The organism is Burkholderia sp. Ac-20353, from assembly GCF_017104785.1.
Lineage (GTDB): Bacteria > Pseudomonadota > Gammaproteobacteria > Burkholderiales > Burkholderiaceae > Burkholderia.
The window spans coordinates 67,823-89,235 of sequence record NZ_JAAGPL010000017.1; the positions used below are offsets into that span (position 1 = coordinate 67,823).

The 21,413-nt window shown below is 64.4% G+C and carries 18 protein-coding genes and 1 tRNA gene; 9 read left to right on the forward strand and 10 right to left on the reverse strand.

The window, feature by feature from the left end; all coding sequences use genetic code 11:
• Window positions 1-8: 8 nt before the first annotated feature.
• From G3N94_RS08760 to G3N94_RS08780, 5 genes are all read left to right on the forward strand, one after another.
• On the forward strand, window positions 9-986 hold the full coding sequence (locus tag G3N94_RS08760) for a helix-turn-helix domain-containing protein (protein ID WP_241021704.1): 978 nt from the start codon (window positions 9-11) through the stop codon (window positions 984-986).
• Between the two features lie 152 nt (window positions 987-1,138).
• Window positions 1,139-2,782: a 3-(methylthio)propionyl-CoA ligase gene (locus G3N94_RS08765; protein WP_205791985.1), complete on the forward strand. Its 1,644-nt coding sequence runs from the start codon at window positions 1,139-1,141 to the stop codon at window positions 2,780-2,782.
• 75 nt (window positions 2,783-2,857) lie between these two features.
• Window positions 2,858-4,288, forward strand: coding sequence for a coniferyl aldehyde dehydrogenase (locus G3N94_RS08770; RefSeq protein ID WP_205792025.1), 1,431 nt, complete (start codon window positions 2,858-2,860; stop codon window positions 4,286-4,288).
• A 57-nt stretch (window positions 4,289-4,345) separates the two neighbouring features.
• Window positions 4,346-5,500, forward strand: coding sequence for a P1 family peptidase (locus G3N94_RS08775; RefSeq protein ID WP_205791986.1), 1,155 nt, complete (start codon window positions 4,346-4,348; stop codon window positions 5,498-5,500).
• Window positions 5,501-6,688: an MFS transporter gene (locus G3N94_RS08780; protein WP_205791987.1), complete on the forward strand. Its 1,188-nt coding sequence runs from the start codon at window positions 5,501-5,503 to the stop codon at window positions 6,686-6,688.
• A 129-nt stretch (window positions 6,689-6,817) separates the two neighbouring features.
• Here G3N94_RS08780 and G3N94_RS08785 read toward each other — a convergent pair.
• Window positions 6,818-6,893 (reverse strand) — tRNA-Ile (locus G3N94_RS08785).
• 141 nt (window positions 6,894-7,034) lie between these two features.
• Complete coding sequence (gene rpoD, locus G3N94_RS08790) at window positions 7,035-9,086, reverse strand: RNA polymerase sigma factor RpoD (RefSeq protein WP_346778671.1); 2,052 nt, start codon at window positions 9,084-9,086, stop codon at window positions 7,035-7,037.
• 253 nt (window positions 9,087-9,339) lie between these two features.
• Between rpoD and G3N94_RS43175 the strand changes: the two genes are divergently transcribed.
• Entirely contained in the window at window positions 9,340-9,474 is a 135-nt protein-coding gene (locus tag G3N94_RS43175) for a hypothetical protein (RefSeq protein ID WP_346778672.1), read from the forward strand.
• Between the two features lie 66 nt (window positions 9,475-9,540).
• Here G3N94_RS43175 and dnaG read toward each other — a convergent pair whose 3' ends face one another.
• The 4 genes from dnaG to G3N94_RS08810 form a co-directional block, all read right to left on the reverse strand.
• Window positions 9,541-11,421, reverse strand: a complete 1,881-nt coding sequence (dnaG, locus tag G3N94_RS08795; RefSeq protein ID WP_205791989.1) for a DNA primase — start codon at window positions 11,419-11,421, stop codon at window positions 9,541-9,543.
• Window positions 11,422-11,493: 72 nt separating this feature from the next.
• On the reverse strand, window positions 11,494-11,940 hold the full coding sequence (locus tag G3N94_RS08800; RefSeq protein WP_205791990.1) for a GatB/YqeY domain-containing protein: 447 nt from the start codon (window positions 11,938-11,940) through the stop codon (window positions 11,494-11,496).
• Window positions 11,941-12,104: 164 nt separating this feature from the next.
• Window positions 12,105-12,317, reverse strand: a complete 213-nt coding sequence (rpsU, locus tag G3N94_RS08805) for a 30S ribosomal protein S21 (protein WP_205791991.1) — start codon at window positions 12,315-12,317, stop codon at window positions 12,105-12,107.
• Window positions 12,318-12,395: 78 nt separating this feature from the next.
• Complete coding sequence (locus G3N94_RS08810) at window positions 12,396-13,622, reverse strand: NAD(P)/FAD-dependent oxidoreductase (RefSeq protein WP_346778673.1); 1,227 nt, start codon at window positions 13,620-13,622, stop codon at window positions 12,396-12,398.
• Window positions 13,623-13,732: 110 nt separating this feature from the next.
• Here G3N94_RS08810 and tsaD point away from each other — a divergent pair, with 110 nt between their 5' ends.
• The gene (tsaD, locus tag G3N94_RS08815; protein ID WP_205791993.1) at window positions 13,733-14,773 is read left to right on the forward strand and encodes a tRNA (adenosine(37)-N6)-threonylcarbamoyltransferase complex transferase subunit TsaD; all 1,041 of its coding nucleotides are present in this window, start codon (window positions 13,733-13,735) and stop codon (window positions 14,771-14,773) included.
• Between the two features lie 123 nt (window positions 14,774-14,896).
• Here tsaD and folE2 read toward each other — a convergent pair whose 3' ends face one another.
• From folE2 to G3N94_RS08835, 4 genes are all read right to left on the reverse strand, one after another.
• A complete protein-coding gene (gene folE2 / locus G3N94_RS08820) occupies window positions 14,897-15,706 on the reverse strand; it encodes a GTP cyclohydrolase FolE2 (RefSeq protein ID WP_205791994.1) in 810 nt (269 codons plus the stop codon).
• A 157-nt stretch (window positions 15,707-15,863) separates the two neighbouring features.
• Window positions 15,864-17,768, reverse strand: a complete 1,905-nt coding sequence (dxs, locus tag G3N94_RS08825; RefSeq protein ID WP_205791995.1) for a 1-deoxy-D-xylulose-5-phosphate synthase — start codon at window positions 17,766-17,768, stop codon at window positions 15,864-15,866.
• Window positions 17,769-17,850: 82 nt separating this feature from the next.
• The gene (locus G3N94_RS08830) at window positions 17,851-18,735 is read right to left on the reverse strand and encodes a farnesyl diphosphate synthase (RefSeq protein WP_205791996.1); all 885 of its coding nucleotides are present in this window, start codon (window positions 18,733-18,735) and stop codon (window positions 17,851-17,853) included.
• Window positions 18,732-19,025: an exodeoxyribonuclease VII small subunit gene (locus G3N94_RS08835; protein ID WP_205791997.1), complete on the reverse strand. Its 294-nt coding sequence runs from the start codon at window positions 19,023-19,025 to the stop codon at window positions 18,732-18,734. The genes G3N94_RS08830 and G3N94_RS08835 overlap by 4 nt, the downstream gene beginning before the upstream one ends.
• 269 nt (window positions 19,026-19,294) lie before the next feature.
• Here G3N94_RS08835 and G3N94_RS08840 point away from each other — a divergent pair, with 269 nt between their 5' ends.
• Window positions 19,295-20,401, forward strand: coding sequence for an aromatic ring-hydroxylating dioxygenase subunit alpha (locus tag G3N94_RS08840; protein ID WP_205791998.1), 1,107 nt, complete (start codon window positions 19,295-19,297; stop codon window positions 20,399-20,401).
• A 109-nt stretch (window positions 20,402-20,510) separates the two neighbouring features.
• Complete coding sequence (locus G3N94_RS08845; RefSeq protein WP_205791999.1) at window positions 20,511-21,380, forward strand: sulfurtransferase; 870 nt, start codon at window positions 20,511-20,513, stop codon at window positions 21,378-21,380.
• Window positions 21,381-21,413 lie beyond the last annotated feature (33 nt).

Sequence of the window (21,413 nt, forward strand, 5' to 3'; positions counted from 1 at the left end):
ACTGACGGATGGCAAGCGGTATGGACGGCGCGTGGTGGCATGATTTGCGCAGCGGCGATATTGACGAACTCGCTCTGCACCTGAATGCCTTTCAGTGGCGCTACGATCAGCTCGGCGCGGGGCGCTTTTCCGGTCACCTGGCCGAGGTCGACCTGCCCCACGTAGCGGTATTTCGCGAGCAACTCAGCCACAGCACCCGGCAGATCGGCACGCTGCCTCCGGGAACGATCGGCCTCGTGGTACCGTGGGGCCACGATGGCTCCTTGTGGGTAAACGGGGCCTGTATGACGAATGCGCACATCGCGCTGTCCGACCGCGCGGAGGTCGAGTTCTGCACCGCTTCGGATTGCGACTACGGCTTTATGACCATCGATGCGAGCGTGGTCGAAGACGCGCTGGGGCGCATGGACACGCAAATGGCGCCGCATCTTTCGCGCAAGGTCGCTATCGCGCAACTCCCCGGCGATTCCGGTCTGGCCCTGCGCCAGTTGTTTGCATTGGCCCACGGCTCGCTCGGCGAAGTTCCGCAATCCCTGCAGGCCGACACTGCGCGCCGCCTGCTTGCCGATCAGTTCGTGATGGAGCTGGTCGAGATACTGTCCAAGGCTGCACCGGCCGAGGAGCACAACGCCGTGCTTCGCAAGCGGGTGGTCGATCGCGCCCGCGACCTGATGTTCGGTCATCCGGAAGAGCCGCTATCGGTCCTCGATGTCTGCAAGCATGTCGGCGTCAGCCGGCGCAAGCTGAACTACTGCTTCCAGGAAGTCCTGGGCACGACGCCGCTGGCTTATATGCGCGCGATCCGGCTCAACGGTGTCAGGCGGGAAATGCTGGCCTGTGCCGACGAGGACGAAGGCGTGTACGACATCGCCGCGAGATGGGGCTTCTGGCACTTCGGCCAATTCTCGACCGACTACAAGCACCATTTCGGAGAGCTACCGTCGCATACCCTGCAGCGCGGCAGAGCCGGTCTCGTCCTCCGGTAAAGCCACGCGAGCGCTTTCCGCTGACGGAAAGCACTTCCGTACTCGCGATCCGGCCGCGCGCCATTTTTGCGCATTCTCGATAACGCCCGCACCCGCACACTGCCTATCCTCGGACTGGAAAACCTGAATCCAGAACGAGGAGATACACCATCATGCGCGGCCTGATGCAAGATCAGCCATTGCTGATTTCAAGCCTGCTGACCTTTGCGGAACGCTTTCACCGCAACGTCGAGATCGTCAGCCGGCGAGTGGAAGGAGACATTCATCGCTACACGTTCGGCACGGCTGCCAAACGTGCCCGGCAGGTCGCGCGCGTACTCGACGCGCAGGCCGTCGGTTTTGGCGAGCGCGTTGCCACGCTGGCCTGGAACGGCTACCGGCACCTCGAGCTCTACTACGGCGTCTCCGGCTCGGGCCGGGTGCTGCACACGATCAACCCACGCCTGGGTATCGAGCAGTTGCGGTGGATCATCGACCATGCTCAAGACTGCGTACTGTGCTTCGACCTGAGTTTCATGCCCGTTGCGCGGCAACTGCAGGCCATCTGCCCGAGTGTGCGGCAGTGGGTGGCGCTGTGCGATGACGACCACCTTCCCGCCGACTCGGACATCCCCGGGCTGGTCAGCTACGAAGCCTGGATCGGCGATCACGACGACCATTACGCGTGGCCGGTGTTCGACGAGGACACCGCGTCCACCCTCTGCTACACGAGCGGCACCACGGGCGACCCGAAGGGCGTGCTGTACAGCCATCGCTCGACGGTGCTGCATGCCTGGGCCGTATCGCTGCCCGATTCGCTGTGTCTGTCGGCCCGCGACGTGGTGCTGCCCGCTGTACCGATGTTCCATGTCAACGCGTGGGGCCTGATCTACGCGGCGGCGGCGATCGGTTTCAAGCTCGTGCTGCCGGGCAACGCGCTGGACGGTGCGTCGATCCACGCACTGATCGAGACAGAGCGCGTCACGATGGCGGCTGGCGTTCCTTCTGTCTGGCAGATGCTGCTCGGCCACGTGCTGCAAAGCGGCCATCGCTTCAGCACGCTCAAGCGGACCGTGATTGGCGGCTCGGCATGCTCACCGGCGATGTACTCGCAGTTTGTGGATCAGCTTGGAGTCGAGGTCATCCACGCGTGGGGCATGACCGAAACCTCGCCGGTCGGCGCGGTGGCCACATTGACGGCCGCGCAGACAGCCCTCCCCGCCGACGAGCAAAGGCGCCTGCGCCTCAAGCAAGGCCGCCCGCCTTTCGGCGTCGACCTGCGCATCGTCGACGATGCCGGCAATGAACAGCCGTGGGACGGCGAAACCTTCGGCAACCTGCAAGCCAGGGGGCCATGGATCGTCAGCGCGTATTACCGAAACGGCGATGGCAACTGCGCCCCTGCCCCCGCGCTGACAGACGGATGGTTCGCCACCGGCGATGTGGCCACCATCGATGCAACGGGAATGATGCAGATCACCGATCGCAGCAAAGACGTCATCAAGTCGGGCGGCGAGTGGATCAGCTCGATCGAGATTGAAAACATCGCGATGGAGCACCCCGCCGTTGCGATGGCCGCCTGCGTTGGCGTCCAGCATCCAAAGTGGGACGAGCGGCCGGTGGTCGTGATCGTGCGCAAGCCGGGCATGGACCTGACGCGCGACGACGTCCTGGCGCTCTACGCAGGCCGAGTCGCGCGCTGGCAGGTGCCCGACGACGTGCTGTTCCTCGACGATATCCCGCTGGGCGCCACCGGCAAGGTGCTGAAGAACAAGCTGCGAGAGCTGTGCAAGGACTGCATCACCCTGGTGGGCTGAGCGCCGGGTCACGACCGCATGACACCACAATGCAAGGAGACACGATTCATGAACATGAATGACGCACCCGACGCGATGCGTTCCACCCTAGCGGGGCTGGAGAGCATTCTGGCGGCTCAGCGCGCCGCGCATGCGGCCGATCCGAATCCGGATGCCAGGCAGCGCCTGGACAGGCTCCATCGGCTGGCCACCATGACCGAGCAGCACGGCGCCGAGCTGGTGCAGGCGATCCAGGCGGACTTCGGCCACCGATCCGCGCATGAAACGCGGCTGACCGATCTGCTGATGGTCGGCACGGCGATCCGCCACGCCGCGCGCCACCTGCCCACATGGATGAAAACACGCCGTGCGAAGACCGCGCTGCACTACCTGCCGGGCCGCAACCGGCTGATGCGGCAACCGCTGGGCGTAGTGGGCATCCTCTCTCCATGGAACTATCCGTATCAGCTCGCGATGGGGCCGGCGATCGCCGCCATCGCCGCGGGTAACCGCGTCATGATCAAGCCATCGGAATACACGCCCCGGTTCTCGGCGCTGCTCGTACGGATCGTCGCCGCGCACTTCGCGCCGGAAGAGCTAGCCGTCGTCACCGGGGGGCTGGAGGTGGGCCAGGCGTTCTCCGCGCTGCCGTTCGACCACCTGTTCTTTACAGGCTCCACCGCCGCCGGGCGGCAGGTCGCGATGGCGGCGGCGCACAACCTCACGGCGGTCACGCTGGAACTGGGGGGCAAGTCCCCCGCCATCATCGACCCGAGCGCCAATCTCACGGCCGCGGCCCGCAGTATCGTGTTTGGCAAGCTGTTGAACGCAGGCCAGACTTGCATCGCGCCCGACTATGTACTCGTGCCGCACGCGCAGCGTGATGCGTTCGTCCATGCGCTCTCCCGCGCGGCACGCCAGATGTACGGCGAGTCCGGGGCAAATCCCGACTACACCGCGATCATCTCCGAGCGCCATTTCAGCCGGCTTCAAACACTGGTGGACGACGCACTCGCACAAGGGGCAACAGCACAGCGGCCAACCTTCTGCGCAACGCCCGACGACGCGCCAACCGGGCACGCGCGCAAGTTTCCGCCCACACTGCTGCTCGACGTGCGGCCAGACATGCGTGTCATGCAAGAAGAAATCTTCGGCCCGGTCCTGCCCATCGTCAGCTACAGCGGCGATGTCGACGAAGCCATCGCCTTCGTCAACGAACGCGACCGGCCGCTGGCGCTCTACTGGTATGGAACCCACACGTCGCATCGCGACCGCGTGCTGGAGCGAACCGTCTCCGGCGGCGTAACGGTCAACGACTGCATCTGGCACTTCGGTCAGGAGTCGCAACCGTTTGGCGGTGTGGGCGCCAGCGGTATGGGCGCGTATCACGGTGAATGGGGATTCCGGACCTTCAGCAAGGAGAAGCCGGTCTTCCTGCAAGCGCCGGTGAATGGCATCGGCTTGCTGTACCCGCCGTACGGCAAAACGTTCGAACGGATGGTCCGGATGCTCAAGGCAATCGCCTGAATCCTGTATCGACAATCGATTTTAGATTTGACCAGCATTTTGAATCTGGAGCACCCAATGTCTTTGATCCATCACACCAAACCACGCGGCCGTCAACTTGGACTTCCGTTTGTCGGCAGGACAGGACCCAACAATGCAATCACCGATGTCGCCGGTTTAGAGGTTGGATATTTCACCCGCATTGACGATGCTTCACGGGTCGAAAATGGGAAAGGGCCTGCCAGAACGGGCGTCACAGCCATCTTTCCGTGCGGGCGTGCACGTCCGGACCGCAGTGTTTGGGCCGGACAATTTTCGTTGAATGGCAATGGCGAGATGACGGGCAGCCATTGGATTCACGACGCGGGGTACTTTACCGGTCCGATCGCGCTAACGAATAGTCACAGTGTCGGCATGGTTCATCATGGCCTGACGCGATGGATGATCCAGCATGTATCGAATATGCGTGAACATCACCACTGGTACCTGCCGGTCGTTGCGGAAACCTATGACGGACTGACCAACGACATCACGGCACTGCATGTCGCCGAGGCCGATGTCCTTGCCGCGCTCGATTCCGCAAAAAGCGGCGCAGTTGACGAGGGAAACGTCGGGGGCGGAACGGGTATGCAGTGTTACGAGTTCAAGGGTGGCACAGGGACCTCTTCCCGCACTGTGGTCGTGGACGACACTGAATACAGTGTCGGCGTGCTCGTGCAAGCCAATTTCGGCATTCGTGAGGAATTCTCTCTACTTGGCGTGCCAGTCGGGCGCTTCTGGCCCGAAGATGCAATCCTGACGCAAGCAGGTCAGTCGGAAAGCGGGTCGGTCATCGTCATCATCGCTACCGATGCACCTTTGCACCCTGTGCAACTGCAACGCCTGGCCAGGCGTGGTGCGTTGGGCATAGGTCGGACAGGCACGACAGGCGGGGTCAATTCCGGGGACATCATGCTTGCCTTTACCACCAACGACAACCGCCTCTGGAATCCCGCGGAGTTGGTTCATGGCAACAACGTCAAGACGGCAAGTTACCTTGAAGACAATCTCGTCGATGTGATCAGCCGGGCTGCCGCGCATGCCACTGAAGAGGCCGTCATCAATGCCATGCTTGCGGCACAGGACATGTCATGCATCAAACCGGATGGCCTGACGCTTCGGGCCATTGATTCCGCTCGTCTGCTCGACATACTGAAGCGCTATCGCCCTCTGTCGGGACTGGAGGGCGTTTAAATGAATGATATTGAAGCGCAGGAATCGGCATCTGCCGATCGGACTGGCCGGGGCGCTCAGATCGCCGCAATCGTCTCGGCATGTGCCGGCTCCGCCGTGTTTCTTGGGCTGCCTGTCGTGATCGGACGGCTTGCCCAGTTGCGAGGACTTACACCAGACCAGCTAGGCGAGGTGGCATCTGCCGAGACATTGGGTGTCGCATTCACTGCCATGTTCGGATCGTGGTTCATCCGTCGATTCAAACCGAAGCAGTTGATGGTTGCTGGATTGCTGCTCCTTGCGGCATTGCAGCTTCTGAGTGCAATCACCTGGAGTTATCCGGTTTTCATCATTCTTCGGGTAGGCGCCAGTCTCGCTTCAGGTGTGGTGTTACCCGCATCAGTTGCCGTCCTCTCTCGTTCGCGAGCGCCCGAGCGAGCTTTCTCGTGGTTGGTTAGCTCCCAGATCGTACTGAGCGCGATCGAGTTGTTCGCCTTCGGGCCTGTCACCCATGTTTTGGGCATGGGGAGCATTTACGCGGCATTGGCGCTCATATGCGCGCTGGCGTTGATGCTTTTGGTTCCGGCATCCATGCCGATGCTTGCTGAAGACGAAGGTGCATCGACGCAGGTGAGAATTTCACCGGTTACCTGGGTAATGGTGGCTGCAGTCTTCCTGTTTTTTTGCTCGATCGGCACATATTGGGCCTTCATCGAACGTGCAGGCGCTCAGACCGGGATGACACCTGATGAGGTCGGTGGGTGGCTCGCAGCGTCGAATGTCGCCGCGTTGGTCGGTTCGGTTTCCGCCCCCTGGTTCTGTCGCAGGTTCGGCGAGCGTGCCGTTCTTCTGTTCGGCTCCGGAATGGTTGCGTTGGTGCCGGCTGGCCTGCTGTGGGGGGATAGCGGCCACTTGGGTTTTCTGATTGATCTGGGCCTGTTCGTTGTGCTCTGGAATCTTCTGATGATCGTTCAGATGGCGTTGCTCGGACGGTGGGATCCTACCGGGCGGGCGGTGAGCCTGACGCCGGCCGCTCAAGGGTTGGGGCTGGCACTTGCGCCGCTCGGCGCAGGGATGGTTGCCGCGCGATACGGTTTCATTGCTGCGGTGGCGAGCTCCAGCTGCTTTGCGCTTGCTTGTCTGGTCGCCACCTGGTCGGCGCTCCGACGCCGTGCGCATGAGGTCGCACTGGATTTCAGGATGTCGTGAAAAAGCTCGGAATCCGCTACAGGCGTCCGGACAACATGCAGCATGCTTGAAAACACGCTTTCCTCCCCGCAACCTCCCCCAGAAGAGCGCAGAAAACAGGTAAACCGCTGATCGAAAAAGGGAAAGTCGTGGTGGGCCCGGCGGGGTTCGAACCCGCGACCAATCGATTATGAGTCGACTGCTCTAACCGCTGAGCTACAGGCCCTGATAAGAGAACAACAGAGAAGCGATGCGTGCGACACGCAACCCGGGCAACGATGCCGGGCCGGCATTGTAACAATAAAAGGGACAAACGCCACCGGTACCGTATCGATACCGGTGGCGTTCAGAGGGGCAACACCAAAAATCAGTTCCCTTCGAGGAACGACTTCAGCTTGTCGGAACGGCTCGGGTGACGCAGCTTGCGCAGCGCCTTCGCCTCGATCTGACGGATCCGCTCACGCGTGACGTCGAACTGCTTGCCGACTTCCTCGAGCGTGTGATCGGTGCTCATCTCGATACCGAAACGCATCCGCAGCACCTTCGCCTCGCGCGGCGTCAGCGAATCGAGCACGTCCTTCACGACGTCGCGCATGCTCGCATGCAGCGCGGCATCCGCCGGCGCGACCGTGTTGTTGTCCTCGATGAAGTCGCCGAGATGGGAATCGTCGTCGTCACCGATCGGCGTTTCCATCGAGATCGGCTCCTTCGCGATCTTCATGATCTTGCGGATCTTGTCTTCCGGCATTTCCATCTTCTCGGCGAGCGTTGCCGGATCCGGCTCGAGACCGGTTTCCTGCAGGATCTGCCGCGAGATGCGGTTCATCTTGTTGATCGTCTCGATCATGTGAACCGGAATCCGGATCGTGCGCGCCTGGTCCGCGATCGAACGCGTGATGGCCTGGCGGATCCACCACGTCGCATACGTCGAGAACTTGTAGCCGCGACGGTATTCGAACTTGTCCACCGCCTTCATCAGGCCGATGTTGCCTTCCTGGATCAGGTCGAGGAACTGCAGGCCGCGGTTCGTGTACTTCTTCGCGATCGAGATCACGAGACGCAGGTTGGCCTCGGTCATTTCACGCTTCGCCTGGCGCGCCTTCAGTTCGCCGGCCGCCATCTGGCGGTTGGTTTCCTTCAGGTCCTTCAGCGGCAGCACGACGCGCGCCTGCAGGTCGAGCAGGCGCTGCTGCTGTTCGCGGATCGCCGGGATGTTGCGCAACAGGACTGCGCTGTACGCATGGCCTTCAGCGGCAACCTTCTCCGCCCAGTCGAGATCCGTCTCGCTGCCCGGGAAGCGCGCGATGAATTCCGAACGCGGCATCCCGCACTTGTCGACGACGATGTGCAGGATCTGACGCTCGACCTGACGCACCTCGTCCACCTGCGCACGCAGCGTGTCGCACAGACGCTCGACGGTACGCGCGGTGAAGCGGATCGTCATCAGCTCGGTCTGGATCGTTTCCTGCGCCTTCAGGTAAGCCTTCGACTTGTAGCCTTCCTTCTCGAACGCACGGCGCATCTTGTCGAACCATTCGCTGATCTGCGCGAACTTCTCGAGCGATGCGCGCTTCAGCGCCTCGAGCTGGGCAGCGTTCGCCGATGCCTGCGCAGCGCCGTCGTCCTCTTCCTCTTCTTCCTCTTCTTCCTCTTCCTCGTCGGCGTCTTCGTCCTCGTTCTCGATCTCCTCCGCATCCTTCGCGGAGAAGCCGTCCGTGTCGGCACCGCCCGCCGCATTCGGATCGATCAGGCCGTCGACGAGCTCATCCACGCGGCTCTCTTCGTTCGCGACGCGCTCAGCCATCGCGAGGATGTCGGCGATCGTCGTCGGGCACGCGGAGATCGCCATCACCATGTGGCGCAGGCCGTCCTCGATCCGCTTCGCGATCTCGATTTCGCCTTCGCGCGTGAGCAGCTCGACCGTACCCATCTCGCGCATGTACATCCGCACCGGATCGGTCGTGCGGCCGAATTCCGAATCGACGGTGGACAGCGCAACTTCCGCTTCCTCTTCGACTTCGTCGTCCGACGAGGCGGCCGGCGCGTTGTCGTTCAGCAGCAGCGTCTCCGCGTCCGGCGCCTGCTCATAGACCGCCACGCCCATGTCGTTGAACGTGCCGATGATGCCTTCGAGGGCTTCGGTCTCGGTGAAGTTGTCCGGCAGGTGGTCGTTGATTTCGGCATACGTGAGGAAGCCGCGCTCCTTGCCGAGCTTGATCAGCGCGCGCAGCTTCACGCGCCGCTCTTCGATTTCCTCGGCCGTGCCGGGCGTGCTCGTCGCGAACGCTTCCTTCAGCAGCGCCTTCTCCTTGGCACGACGATCGCGCACCTTGGATTTACCCGCAGCAGCCGCAACAGGCTGCTCGTCGCTCTGATTTGCTTCGTCTTCGACGGATACTTCGTTCAGCTTTTTAGTCATGGAGTTCGCCGTACCGGCTAATTCGACTCGCGGCTGCTGGACGACAGCCGGTTGAACCGTGGGTGCATGAGTAGTACGTACTGCCGTTTCGTCCGCCGCGACAGCCGTGTCCCTTGCGCTTTTCGCACTTGCCCGCTTCGCCGCCGGCATCGCCGGCCCGGAGTCGGGTCTCGCGGCAGCCCGTGTTCCGGCTGCCGGCGCCGGCCCAGCCTGAGCAGTGCCGGCCGCGGTTTTTTTTCTGGCAGGAGCCGATGTGGCGAAAGACACTGTCCTGGTGGAAGAAGCAGACTTGGCCGCTGTGACCTTCGTGGTCGGCTCCGTCGAGCCTTTGCCTGTTGCTTTCTTTCCGCCTGTTGTCTTTGCCATTGCGAATCTCGCCTCTGCTTAGAAAACAAACCGCTGGAAACCTTATATTATAGCACGCGGGGTAACCCTCTCCTGGCGCCCCGCCTGCCTACAGCCCGAGCCGACGCTTCATGTCGGTTCGCTGCTGGTTCAATTCCGTCAATTCCGCCAATTCCTCCGGGGTGAACGCGGATTGCCGCGAAAGCCGGTCGAGCCGGTCGCAACATGCGTCGTAGCGCATCTTGAACACCGCCGCCTGCAGCTCTTCCCCCGCAATCCGCTCCTGCTCGCGCTGCCGCTCGGCCACCGACTCGTCGTCCGGATTCTGTAACAGCAAATCGCGGACGTTTTCATCATAGTCCAGAATTTCGCGGAAGATTTCCTCGTAAGTCGCCGCGTTCGAGGACGTCCGCAGCACATCCGACAGCAATCTGAACTCCGCCGCGTCGCCCAGCGCACGCGCGTGCTCGACGACTTCGCCGAACAGTTCCCCGATCCGCGGCAGCGCCCGCAGCGTCGCAACCTGCTCGTCGTCGAGCTGCGTGCCGATGCGCGGATGCATCACCAGGTTGCGCAGCGCACGCTTCTCGCTGTCCGTCACGCGGCGCCGCTCGCTGCGCGCGGGCGCCTGGCGCGGCGGCGCGACGATCCGCGCATCGACGTCGGACAGCCCCGCCACCTCTTCGAACGGAATGTCGAGACGGTCCGCGATCATGTGCATGATCTGCGCCCGCAACGCATTCGCAGGCAGCGCCTGCAACATCGGCTTCGCATCGAACAGCGCCTTCGCACGGCCTTCCGGCTGGTCGAGCGCCTTGCCGGCGATCGCCTCGTTCAGCAGGAACTGCGACAGCGGCATCGCACGCTCGACCTGCTCGGAAAACGCGTCGGCGCCGAATTCGCGCACGTAGCTGTCCGGATCGTGCTCGGTCGGCAGGAAAAGGAACCGGATCGTCCGGTTGTCCGCCGCATGCGGCAGGCACGCCTCGAGCGCACGCCGCGCCGCGCGGCGCCCGGCCGAGTCGCCGTCGAAGCTGAAGATCACCGTGTCGGTCTGCCGCAGCAGCTTCTGCACGTGGATCGGCGTACAGGCCGTGCCGAGCGTCGCAACCGCGTTCGGGAACCCGAGCTGCGCGAGCGCAACGACGTCCATGTAGCCTTCGACGACGAGCACGTACTTGCGCTCGCGAATCGCGAGTCGCGCCTCGAACAGCCCGTAAAGTTCGCTGCCCTTGTTAAATAATGGCGTTTCCGGCGAATTCAAATATTTCGGCTCGCCGGCGCCCAGCACGCGGCCGCCGAAGCCGATCACCTGCCCCTTCACGTTGCGGATCGGGAACATGATCCGCTCGCGGAACCGGTCGTAGCGCCGCGCAACGCCCTGCGCATCAGTCTTCTCGCTGACGATCACGAGCCCGGACTCGACGAGCGCGTCGTTCCGATAGTCCGGGAACGCCGTTTCGAGGTTCTGCCAGCCGTCCGGCGCATAGCCGAGCCCGAACCGGGCCGCGACCTCACCGGTCAGCCCCCGTTTCTTCAGGTACTGGATCGCGTCCGGCGCGCCACGCAGTTGCTTGCGGTAGTAATCGCACGCGGCGGCCATCACGTCGGACAGCGCGGTCGCGACCGATTTCGAAACCGCCGGCTGCGCCGGATAGTCGCCACCACCGCCGCCCCCGCCGCCACGCATCGGGGACGGCTCGTGCGGCACCGACAGGCCGACCGACTGCGCGAGCTCCTGCACGGCCTCAGGGAACGTCAGGCCCGCATGCTCTATCAGGAAGCCGATCGCCGTGCCATGCGCGCCGCAGCCGAAGCAGTGATAGAACTGCTTGGTCGGGCTGACGGTGAACGACGGGCTCTTTTCGTTGTGGAACGGGCACAGCCCCATGAAATTGGCGCCGCCCTTCTTGAGCTGCACATAGCGGCCCACCACGTCGACGATATCGACGCGGTTCAGCAAATCCTGCAGGAACGAATGCGGAATCACCGGGGGATAGTACGGAAAAAGACAATGCGACGCCCCGGCGCGCGCAATGCATGCGCACGCCGGGCACGGGTTTTACTTGGACAGCGCGGCCTTGACGAGCGCTGAAACGGCAGTCATGTCGGCGCGGCCGGCGAGCTTGCCCTTCAGCACGCCCATCACCTTGCCCATGTCCTGCGGACCGGCTGCGCCCGTCTCCGTGACCGCGGCCTGCACTTCGGCGGCCACCTCGGCCTCCGACAGCTGCTGGGGCATGTAGCCGCTCAGCACGTTCAGCTCGGCCTGCTCCTTCGCGACCAGGTCGTCACGGGCTGCCGCCTGGAACTGGCTGATCGAATCCTTGCGCTGCTTGATCATCTTGTCGATCACGGCCGTCACCGCGGCGTCGTCGAGCGTGATCTGCTCGTCGACCTCACGTTGCTTGATCGCGGCCATCAGCAGGCGAATCGTCGCGAGGCGCTCGGTGTCCTTCGCGCGCATCGCGGTCTTCATGTCTTCGCTGATCTGCTCTTTCAAACTCATCTTTCACCCGGGAATGGAAACGTGAATCCGACGCCCGCCAACGGACGTCAACACAAAAACCCGCTTGGGACACTGTCTCAAGCGGGTTGCTCGAATCCGGCATCGGCGACTCGCACGGGAGCCGCCGGTGCGCCGCTCAGCGAACCGCGCGGCGCAAACATCGTTCAGTACAGCTTCTTCGGCAGCATCTGGCTGCGGATGCGCTTGTAGTGACGCTTCACGGCTGCAGCCTTCTTGCGCTTGCGCTCGGCCGTCGGCTTCTCGAAGAACTCCCGCGCACGCAGTTCGGTCAGCAGACCGTTCTTTTCGATCGTGCGCTTGAAGCGACGCATGGCAACTTCAAACGGCTCGTTTTCTTTAACGCGAATGATCGTCATGACCCGACACGCAAAAAAAAGGTTTGCAGGAAAAGATTATTGAGTATAGCAGACCCTTTACACAAGGACATCAGCGCGTCAAGCGCCGCGCGCGAACTCCGCGGCTGCCTGCCCGGCCGCCACGCCGGACGCCCACGCCCACTGGAAGTTGTAGCCGCCGAGCCAGCCCGTCACGTCGACCGCCTCGCCGATGAAGAAGAGGCCCGGCACCCGCGCGCTCATCATCGTCGCCGACGACAGCTCGCGCGTATCCACGCCACCCTTCGTCACCTCGGCCTTCTTGTAGCCCTCGGTGCCGTTCGGCGTCAGCGTCCAGCCGCCGAGCGCGTCACCGATCTGGCGCAGCGTCTTGTCCGGCAGGTCGGCCAGCCGCGCATCGGCGGCCACGCGATGCGTGTCGAGCCACACGTGCGCGAGCCGCGAAGGCACCCAGTCCGCGAGCAGCGAACCGATCTGGCGCCGCGACCCGCGCTTCGCCTCGAGCAGGTCGGCCACTGCGTCACGCTGCGGCAGCAGGTCGACGCGAATCGGCTCGCCCGGCTGCCAGTAGCTCGAAATCTGCAGGATGCCCGGCCCCGACAGGCCGCGATGCGTGAGCAGCAGGTCCTCGACGAACTCCCCGCCGCGCTTGCGGTCGCCGGTCGACACGCGCACCTCGAGCGCCACGCCGGACAGCGCGGCAAACGGCTCCCAGTCCTGCACCGCAAACGTCAGCGGCACGAGCGCGGGCCGCGTATCGACGAGCTTGTGACCGAACTGCTTCGCGATCCGGTAGCCGAAGTCGGTCGCACCGATCTTCGGGATCGACAGGCCGCCCGTCGCGATGATCAGCGCGCGCGCGGCAATCTGTCCGGCCTGCGTGTCGAGCGTGAAGCCGTCCGCCGGCGCGTGGCGCACCGCGTCGACGACGACCGGCCGGCGCCACGCAATGCCGCCACCGTCGCACTCGCTCTTCAGCACATCGATGATCGCGTCGCTGCCGTGGTCGCAGAACAGCTGGCCCTTGTGTTTTTCGTGCCAGGTCACGTGATGGCGCTTGAGCAGCCCGAGGAAGTCCCGCGGCGTGTAGCGGGCGAGCGCCGAACGGGCGAAATGCGGATTGGCCGACAGGTAGTTGTCGGGGCCCGCGTACAGGTTCGTGAAGTTGCAGCGGCCGCCACCGGAGATGCGGATCTTCTCGGCCAGGCGCGGCGCATGATCGACCAGCACCACGCGGCGGCCGAGCTGCCCGGCGACCGCGGCGCTCATCATGCCGGCGGCGCCCGCGCCGATCACGGCGATATCGTAGGTTTCCATGGCGCGGATTGTACCCGGCCCGCGCCACCGCCAGCGGCGCAGCGCGTCGGCCTGCTATACTTTTCGGTTACGTTGACATTCCGGCGTCGCCCGCGACACGGCACGCCCTGCCCCACACCATGCTCGTTCTCGGCATCGAAAGCTCCTGTGACGAAACCGGCCTCGCGCTCTACGACACGCAGCGCGGCTTGCTCGCGCACGCGCTCCACTCGCAGATCGCGATGCACCGCGACTACGGCGGCGTCGTGCCCGAGCTCGCGTCGCGCGACCATATCCGCCGCGCACTGCCGCTGCTCGAGGAGGTGATCGAGAAAAGCGGCACGCGGCGCGAAGAGATCGACGCGATCGCGTTCACGCAGGGTCCGGGGCTCGCCGGCGCGCTGCTCGTCGGCGCGAGCATCGCGAATGCGCTGGCGCTGGCCTGGAACAAGCCGACCGTCGGCATTCATCACCTCGAGGGCCACCTGCTGTCGCCGCTGCTCGTCGCGGAGCCGCCGCCGTTCCCGTTCGTCGCGCTGCTCGTGTCGGGCGGCCACACGCAGCTGATGCGCGTGACCGACGTCGGCGTCTACGAGACGCTCGGCGAGACGCTCGACGACGCAGCCGGCGAAGCGTTCGACAAGACCGCAAAGCTGATCGGCCTCGGCTACCCGGGCGGACCGGAAGTGTCGAAGCTCGCCGAAACCGGCACGCCGGGCGCCGTCGTACTGCCGCGTCCGATGCTGCATTCCGGCGATCTCGATTTCAGCTTCAGCGGCCTGAAAACCGCCGTGCTGACGCAGATGAAGAAGTTCGAGGCCGCGAAGTTGTCCGGCGCTGCGCTCGAACGCGCGAAGGCCGATCTCGCACGCGGCTTCGTCGACGCGGCCGTCGACGTGCTCGTCGCGAAATCGCTCGCGGCGCTCAAGAAGACGAAACTCAAGCGCCTCGTCGTCGCGGGCGGTGTCGGCGCGAACCGCCAGTTGCGCGACGCGCTGTCGGCCGCAGCCGCAAAGCGCGGCTTCGACGTGCACTACCCCGACCTCGCGCTTTGCACCGACAACGGCGCGATGATCGCACTCGCCGGCGCGCTGCGGCTCGCACGCTGGCCCGAGCAGGCCAATGCCGACTACGCGTTCACCGTGAAACCGCGCTGGGATCTCGCATCGCTCGCGCGCTGAGCGCCGCCGCACACATCGATCCGCACCGCGCGCCGCGCATGTGAAAAAAAGGCCGCTCGAACTGAGCGGCCTTTTTGCCGATGCGGGACGATGCGTCGCGTGTCGCGCGTTATGCGTTACACGTTACGCGGCCAGCCGCTTGTCGCGCTCGATCAGCGCATAAGCGCTGTGGTTGTGAATCGATTCGAAGTTTTCGGCCTCGAGCACGTACGCAACGATGCGCTCGTCGCGATCCAGCCGCTGCGCGACGTCGCGCACGAGATCCTCGACGAACTTCGGATTCTCGTACGCGCGCTCGGTCACGAACTTCTCGTCCGGGCGCTTCAGCAGCCCCCACAGTTCGCACGACGCCTCTTCCTCGGCCATCCGGATCAACGCCTCGACCGGCACGTCGGCCGCCAGCTCGGCATCGATCGTCACGTGCGAGCGCTGGTTGTGCGCGCCATACTGCGAGATCTTCTTCGAGCACGGGCACAGGCTCGTGACCGGCACCAGCACCTTCAGGAACAGGCGCGTCGCGCCGCCGCGGCTTTCGCCCGCGAGCGTCACTTCGTAGTCCAGCAGACTCTGGACGCCCGACACCGGCGCCGTCTTGTTCACAAAATACGGGAACGTCACCTCGATGCGGCCCGCCTCGGCCTCGAGCTTCTCCAGCATCGCTGCGAGCATCGTGCGAAACAGCTCGGTCGTCAGCGGCGTGCGATGCTCTTCGAGCAGCGCGACGAAACGCGACATGTGCGTGCCCTTCTGGTCGGCGGGCAGATGGACGTCGAGGTTCCAGAGGCCGACGGTCGGCTGCACGTCACCGCTCTCGGTGCGCACCGTCAACGGATGCCGGACCGCCTTCACGCCCACGCGCTGAATCGGAATCTGACGGGTATCCACCGTGCTCTGCACGTCGGGCATCACGAAGGCGGGATTCATCTGGTTCATCTTCTTCAATCCTTATAAGCCGCGCGCTCGACTACGCGCGCGCCGCCGCAAGCGGCATGCCGGAAAAACAACATGGGCCCGCAGGCCCATGTTTTCCGCATCAATGAAAGACCGGGGTTCGCCAGTCGCGTCGACGCCGCCAACTGGCGGCGCCGGCTTACGCGACGCGCTTGGCCTGGTCGGCGACGGCAGCCGCCGGATTCAGGAAGCGTTCGCGAATCGATTTCGCGATGCCCGCGCCGTCGAGGCCGCATTGCGACAGCAGCTTCGCGGGGTCACCGTGATCGATGAAGCGGTCAGGGAGGCCCAATTGTAGTACGGGTCGGATAACCCCACTCTCCATCAGGGCTTCCACGCATGCGGAACCCGCACCGCCCATCACGCAGCCTTCCTCGGCCGTGACGAGGTAATCGTGCGTCTCGGCCAGCTCGCGCACGAGCTCGGCGTCGATCGGCTTCACGAAGCGCATGTTCGCGACGGTCGCATCGAGTTCCTCGGCCGCGGCCAGCGACGGTGCAACCATCGTGCCGAACGCGAGGATCGCAATGCGCTTGCCTTCCGGCTGCGACGTGCGGCGACGCACTTCGCCCTTGCCCACCGGGATCTCGGTGAATTCCTTCACCGTCGGCACGCCGGCGCCCGCGCCGCGCGGATAGCGCACCGCAGTCGTGTTCGGCTGCTGCAGCGCGGTGTGCAGCATCTGGCGGCATTCGTTCTCGTCGGATGCGACCATGATCGTCATGTTCGGAATGCAGCGCATGAACGCGAGATCGTACGCACCCGCGTGCGTCGCGCCGTCGGCGCCGACCAGGCCCGCACGGTCGATCGCGAACACGACCGGCAGGTTCTGCAATGCGACGTCGTGGATCAGCTGGTCGTACCCGCGCTGCAGGAACGTCGAGTAGATCGCGACGACGGGCTTCAGCCCTTCGGTCGCGAGGCCGCCCGCGAACGTCACCGCGTGCTGCTCGGCGATGCCGACGTCGTAATAGCGATCCTTGAAGCGCCTCTCGAATTCGACCATGCCGGAGCCTTCGCGCATCGCGGGCGTGATGCCGACCACGCGCGAATCGCGCTCGGCCTCGTCGCACAGCCATTCGCCGAACACCTGCGTGTAGGTCTTCTTCGCGGGCGTCGCCGACGGCTTGATGCCTTCCGCCGGATTGAACTTGCCCGGGCCGTGGTAAAGCACCGGATCGGCTTCGGCGAGCTTGTAGCCCTGGCCTTTCTTGGTCACCACGTGCAGGAACTGCGGACCGCGCAGTTCCTTGATGTTCTGCAGCGTCGGGATCAGCGAGTCGAGATCGTGACCGTCGATCGGGCCGATGTAGTTGAAGCCGAACTCCTCGAACAGCGTCGCGGGCACGACCATGCCCTTCGCATGCTCCTCGAGCTTGCGCGCGAGTTCGAGCACCGGCGGTGCGACGCTCAGCACGCGCTCGACGCCAGCGCGCGCAGCCGCATAGAAGCGGCCCGACATCAGGCGGGCGAGATGGCGGTTCAGCGCGCCGACCGGCGGCGAGATCGACATGTCGTTGTCGTTGAGGATCACGAGCAGCTTCGCGTCCTCGGACACGCCGGCGTTGTTCATCGCCTCGAACGCCATGCCGGCCGTCATCGCGCCATCGCCGATCACCGCGATCGAGAAGCGGTCGTCGCCGTTCAGCTGGCTGCCGATCGCCATGCCGAGCGCGGCCGAGATCGACGTGCTCGAGTGCGCGGTGCCGAACGTGTCGTACTCCGATTCGGTCCGCCGCGGGAAGCCCGAGATGCCGTCGAGCTGACGCAGCGAGTGCATCTGGTCGCGGCGACCGGTCAGGATCTTGTGCGGATAGGTCTGGTGGCCCACATCCCAGACGATACGGTCGTTCGGCGTGTTGAACACGTAGTGCAACGCGATCGTCAGCTCGACCGTCCCGAGATTGGACGACAAGTGGCCGCCCGTCTTCGACACGCTGTCGAGCACGAACGAACGCAGCTCGTCGGCGAGCGGTTGCAGTTGACGGCGATCAAGACGGCGCAGGTCGGCCGGATCGTCGATAGTTTTCAGCAAGTCGTACATCGTCGTTCCATTGTAGGAAATCAAACGCGCCCGCATTCTGTTGCACACACCCGTAGCGTGTGCGCGGCGGCGGGCTTTCGCGTCAGCTGACCCGGTTCACCACCAGGTCGGCAAGTTCGGCGAGCCGCAGTGCGCGTGCGCCGAACGGTTGCAGCGCGGCGTGCGCTTCGGCACGCAGCTGGGCGGCCAGCTCGCGCGATGCGTCGAGGCCGAGCAGCGACACATAGGTCGGCTTGTCGTTGGCGGCGTCCTTGCCGGCCGTCTTGCCAAGCGTTGCCGAATCGGTCGTGACGTCGAGAATGTCGTCGACGACCTGGAACGCGAGCCCCACCGCCGCCGCATAGACGTCGAGCGAGGCCATCGCTTCCGCGGACGGCGTTTCGCCCGCCAGCGCGCCCATCCGGACGGCGGCGCGCAGCAGCGCGCCCGTCTTCATCCGGTGCATCGTCTCGAGCTGTTCGCGCGTCAGCTTGATGCCGACGCTCGCCAGATCGATCGCCTGCCCGCCGGCCATGCCGATCGAGCCGCTCGCCAGCGCCAGTTCGCGCACGAGCGCGGCCTGCTGCGCCGGCGCGAGCACTTCGGCATCGGTCAGCGCGACGAAGGCCTGCGACTGCAGCGCGTCGCCGACCAGCAATGCGGTCGGTTCGTCATATTTGACGTGCACGGTCGGCTTGCCGCGCCGCAGCGCGTCGTCGTCCATGCACGGCATGTCGTCATGCACGAGCGAATAGACGTGGATCATCTCCAGCGCCGCCGCCGCCGCATTGCGCGCCGCTTCCGACGCGCCGGTCAGTTCGCCTGCCGCATGGCACAGCAGCGGGCGAACGCGTTTGCCGCCTCCGAGGACCGCGTAGCGCATCGCTTCGTGGAGTTGCGCGGGCACCACAGTTTCAGCCGGCAAATAGTGGCCGAGTGCGTCCTCGACGCGGTCGAGCACGGACCGCATCCATTGTTCGAATGTCATAGATCGTCGTCTTCGCCGTCCGTGGCGGCCGTTCCGGCCGAAAGCGGCTTCAGGGTCGCGCCGTCGAGCACACGCACCTGCTGCTCCACTTTTTCGAGTTGCTGTTGGCAAAACGCAACGAGTGCCGCCCCACGGCGGTACGCCGCGAGCGAATCCTCGAGACTCAACGCGCCGCCTTCCATCCGGGCAACCAGCGCCTCGAGCTCCGCGAGCGCCATCTCGTAACTGTCCGGCAGCGGTTCGGTGCCGTTGCCGGCCGGCGCGGCGCCAGGGGATGCGGTTTTCGCCATGGACGAAGTGTCAAATTTCAAAACAAGTCGGACATTCTACGGCAAAAGAGAATTTTCCGACCTGCCGACTTGGATCGCCCGCCCCCGCTCCTGCCCCATCTCTGTTGCACATTGCCCACCTGCAAATGTGCGCCCGACAAAAAATTGACACAAATCAGGCACTTAATCCTAGCCTTGCTTGGGGATCCGGGTATAATTCCCGGTTTCCCTAAATCGAATTTTCGATGGTTGGGTTGTTCACTGCTTTCACGCTAACACCGGGAGTGGGAATGTCCAATCTGAGCGATGCGCTTCAGTTGAAGTCGGCTCACAGCCAGCTTCCAGTCACTGCATACTTCGATGAGGCGCTACTTCAGCGCGAGATCGAAACCCTCTTCAAGAAAGGACCTCGTTACGTCGGGCACGAGTTGATGGTGCCCGAGGCGGGGGATTATTTTGCGCTGCCTTCCGAACAGGAGGGCCGCGTGCTGGTCCGCAACCCGGCGAACCAGGTCGAACTGTTGTCGAACGTCTGCCGCCACCGGCAGGCGATCATGCTCAACGGGCGCGGCCACACGCAGAACATCGTGTGCCCGCTGCACCGCTGGACGTACGATCTGGAAGGCCAGCTGCTCGGTGCGCCGCACTTCCCCGACAAGCCTTGCCTGAACCTCGGCAAGAGCCCGCTGCAGAACTGGCAGGGGCTGCTGTTCGAGGACGAAGGCCGGAACGTCGCGCGCGACCTCGCGAACCTCGGCACGAAGCATCACTTCGACTTCTCCGAGTACCACTTCGATCACGTCGAAGTGCACGAGTGCGACTACAACTGGAAGACGTTCATCGAGGTCTACCTCGAGGATTACCACGTCGTCCCGTTCCATCCGGGCCTCGGCAGCTTCGTGTCGTGCGACGACCTGAAATGGGAGTTCGGCGACTGGTACAGCGTGCAGACGGTCGGCGTGCACAACGCGCTCGCGAAGCCGGGCAGCGCGACGTACAAGACGTGGCACGAGCAGGTGCTGAAGTTCCGCAACGGCGAGCCGCCGGAGTTCGGCGCGATCTGGATGGTCTACTACCCGGGCCTGATGATCGAGTGGTATCCGCACGTGCTCGTCGTGTCGTGGCTGATCCCGCGCGGCCCGCAGAAGACGACCAACATCGTCGAGTTCTATTACCCCGAGGAAATTGCGCTGTTCGAGCGCGAGTTCGTCGAGGCCGAGCGCGCCGCCTACATGGAAACGGCCGTCGAGGACGACGAAATCGCGATGCGGATGGACGCGGGCCGCCGTGCACTGATGGCGCGCGGCGAATCGCAGGTCGGCCCGTATCAGAGCCCGATGGAAGACGGCATGCAGCACTTCCACGAGTTCCTGCGCAGCCACCTCGGCGACCTCTGACACAGGCATGCGGTTTCCGCATCACGATGCATGACGAAAAGACGGGCTTCGGCCCGTCTTTTTTGTTTAGACTTAGTACATCAGGCCGTTTGCTCAATCAGGAGCCGTCATGCCCCATACTCATTACACTACGCTCATCTCCGCGGCCAATCTCGCCGAGCGGCTCGCGGCCGCCCCCGGCAGCGTCGCACTGTTCGACTGCCGTTTCGATCTCGCGGCTACGGGTGCGGGCGAAGCCGCGTATGCGGCCGGCCACATTACCGGCGCACAATACCTCCACCTCGACCGCGACCTGTCGGGCCGCAAGACCGGCACCAACGGCCGCCATCCGCTGCCGTCGCGCGATGCGCTTGTCGCGACGCTCGCCGATCGCGGGCTCAGGCAGGGGCAGCAGGTCGTCGCATACGACGCGCAAGGCGGCGCATACGCGGCGCGGTTGTGGTGGCTGCTGCGCTGGCTCGGGCATGATTCGGTCGCCGTGCTCGACGGCGGGCTGCAAGCATGGGAAGCGGCCGGCCAGCCGCTGACGGTCGAAACCACTCACCCGTCGCGCGGCGATTTTCACGCGGCGGCGCCGCTTGAATCGACGGTCGACGCGCAGGCCGTGCTCGCGAATCTGACGTCGCGCACGCGAACCGTTATCGATGCGCGCGCACCCGATCGCTATCGCGGCGAGAACGAAACGATCGATCCGGTCGGCGGCCATATCCCCGGCGCGCTCAACCGCTTCTTCAAGGACAACCTGAGCGCGGACGGCCGCTTCAAGACCGGCCACGAACTGCGCGAGACCTTCTCGACGCTGCTGGGCGGCATCGATCCGAATCGCGTGATCCTGCAATGCGGTTCCGGCGTGACCGCCTGCCACAATGCGCTCGCGATGGAAGTCGCCGGCCTGCACGGCGCATCGCTGTACCCCGGTTCGTGGAGCGAATGGTGCGCCGACCCGGCACGGCCGGTCGCCACGGGCCCGACGCCATAACATCGCACCCGGCACATTGACTCGGCGGCGGCG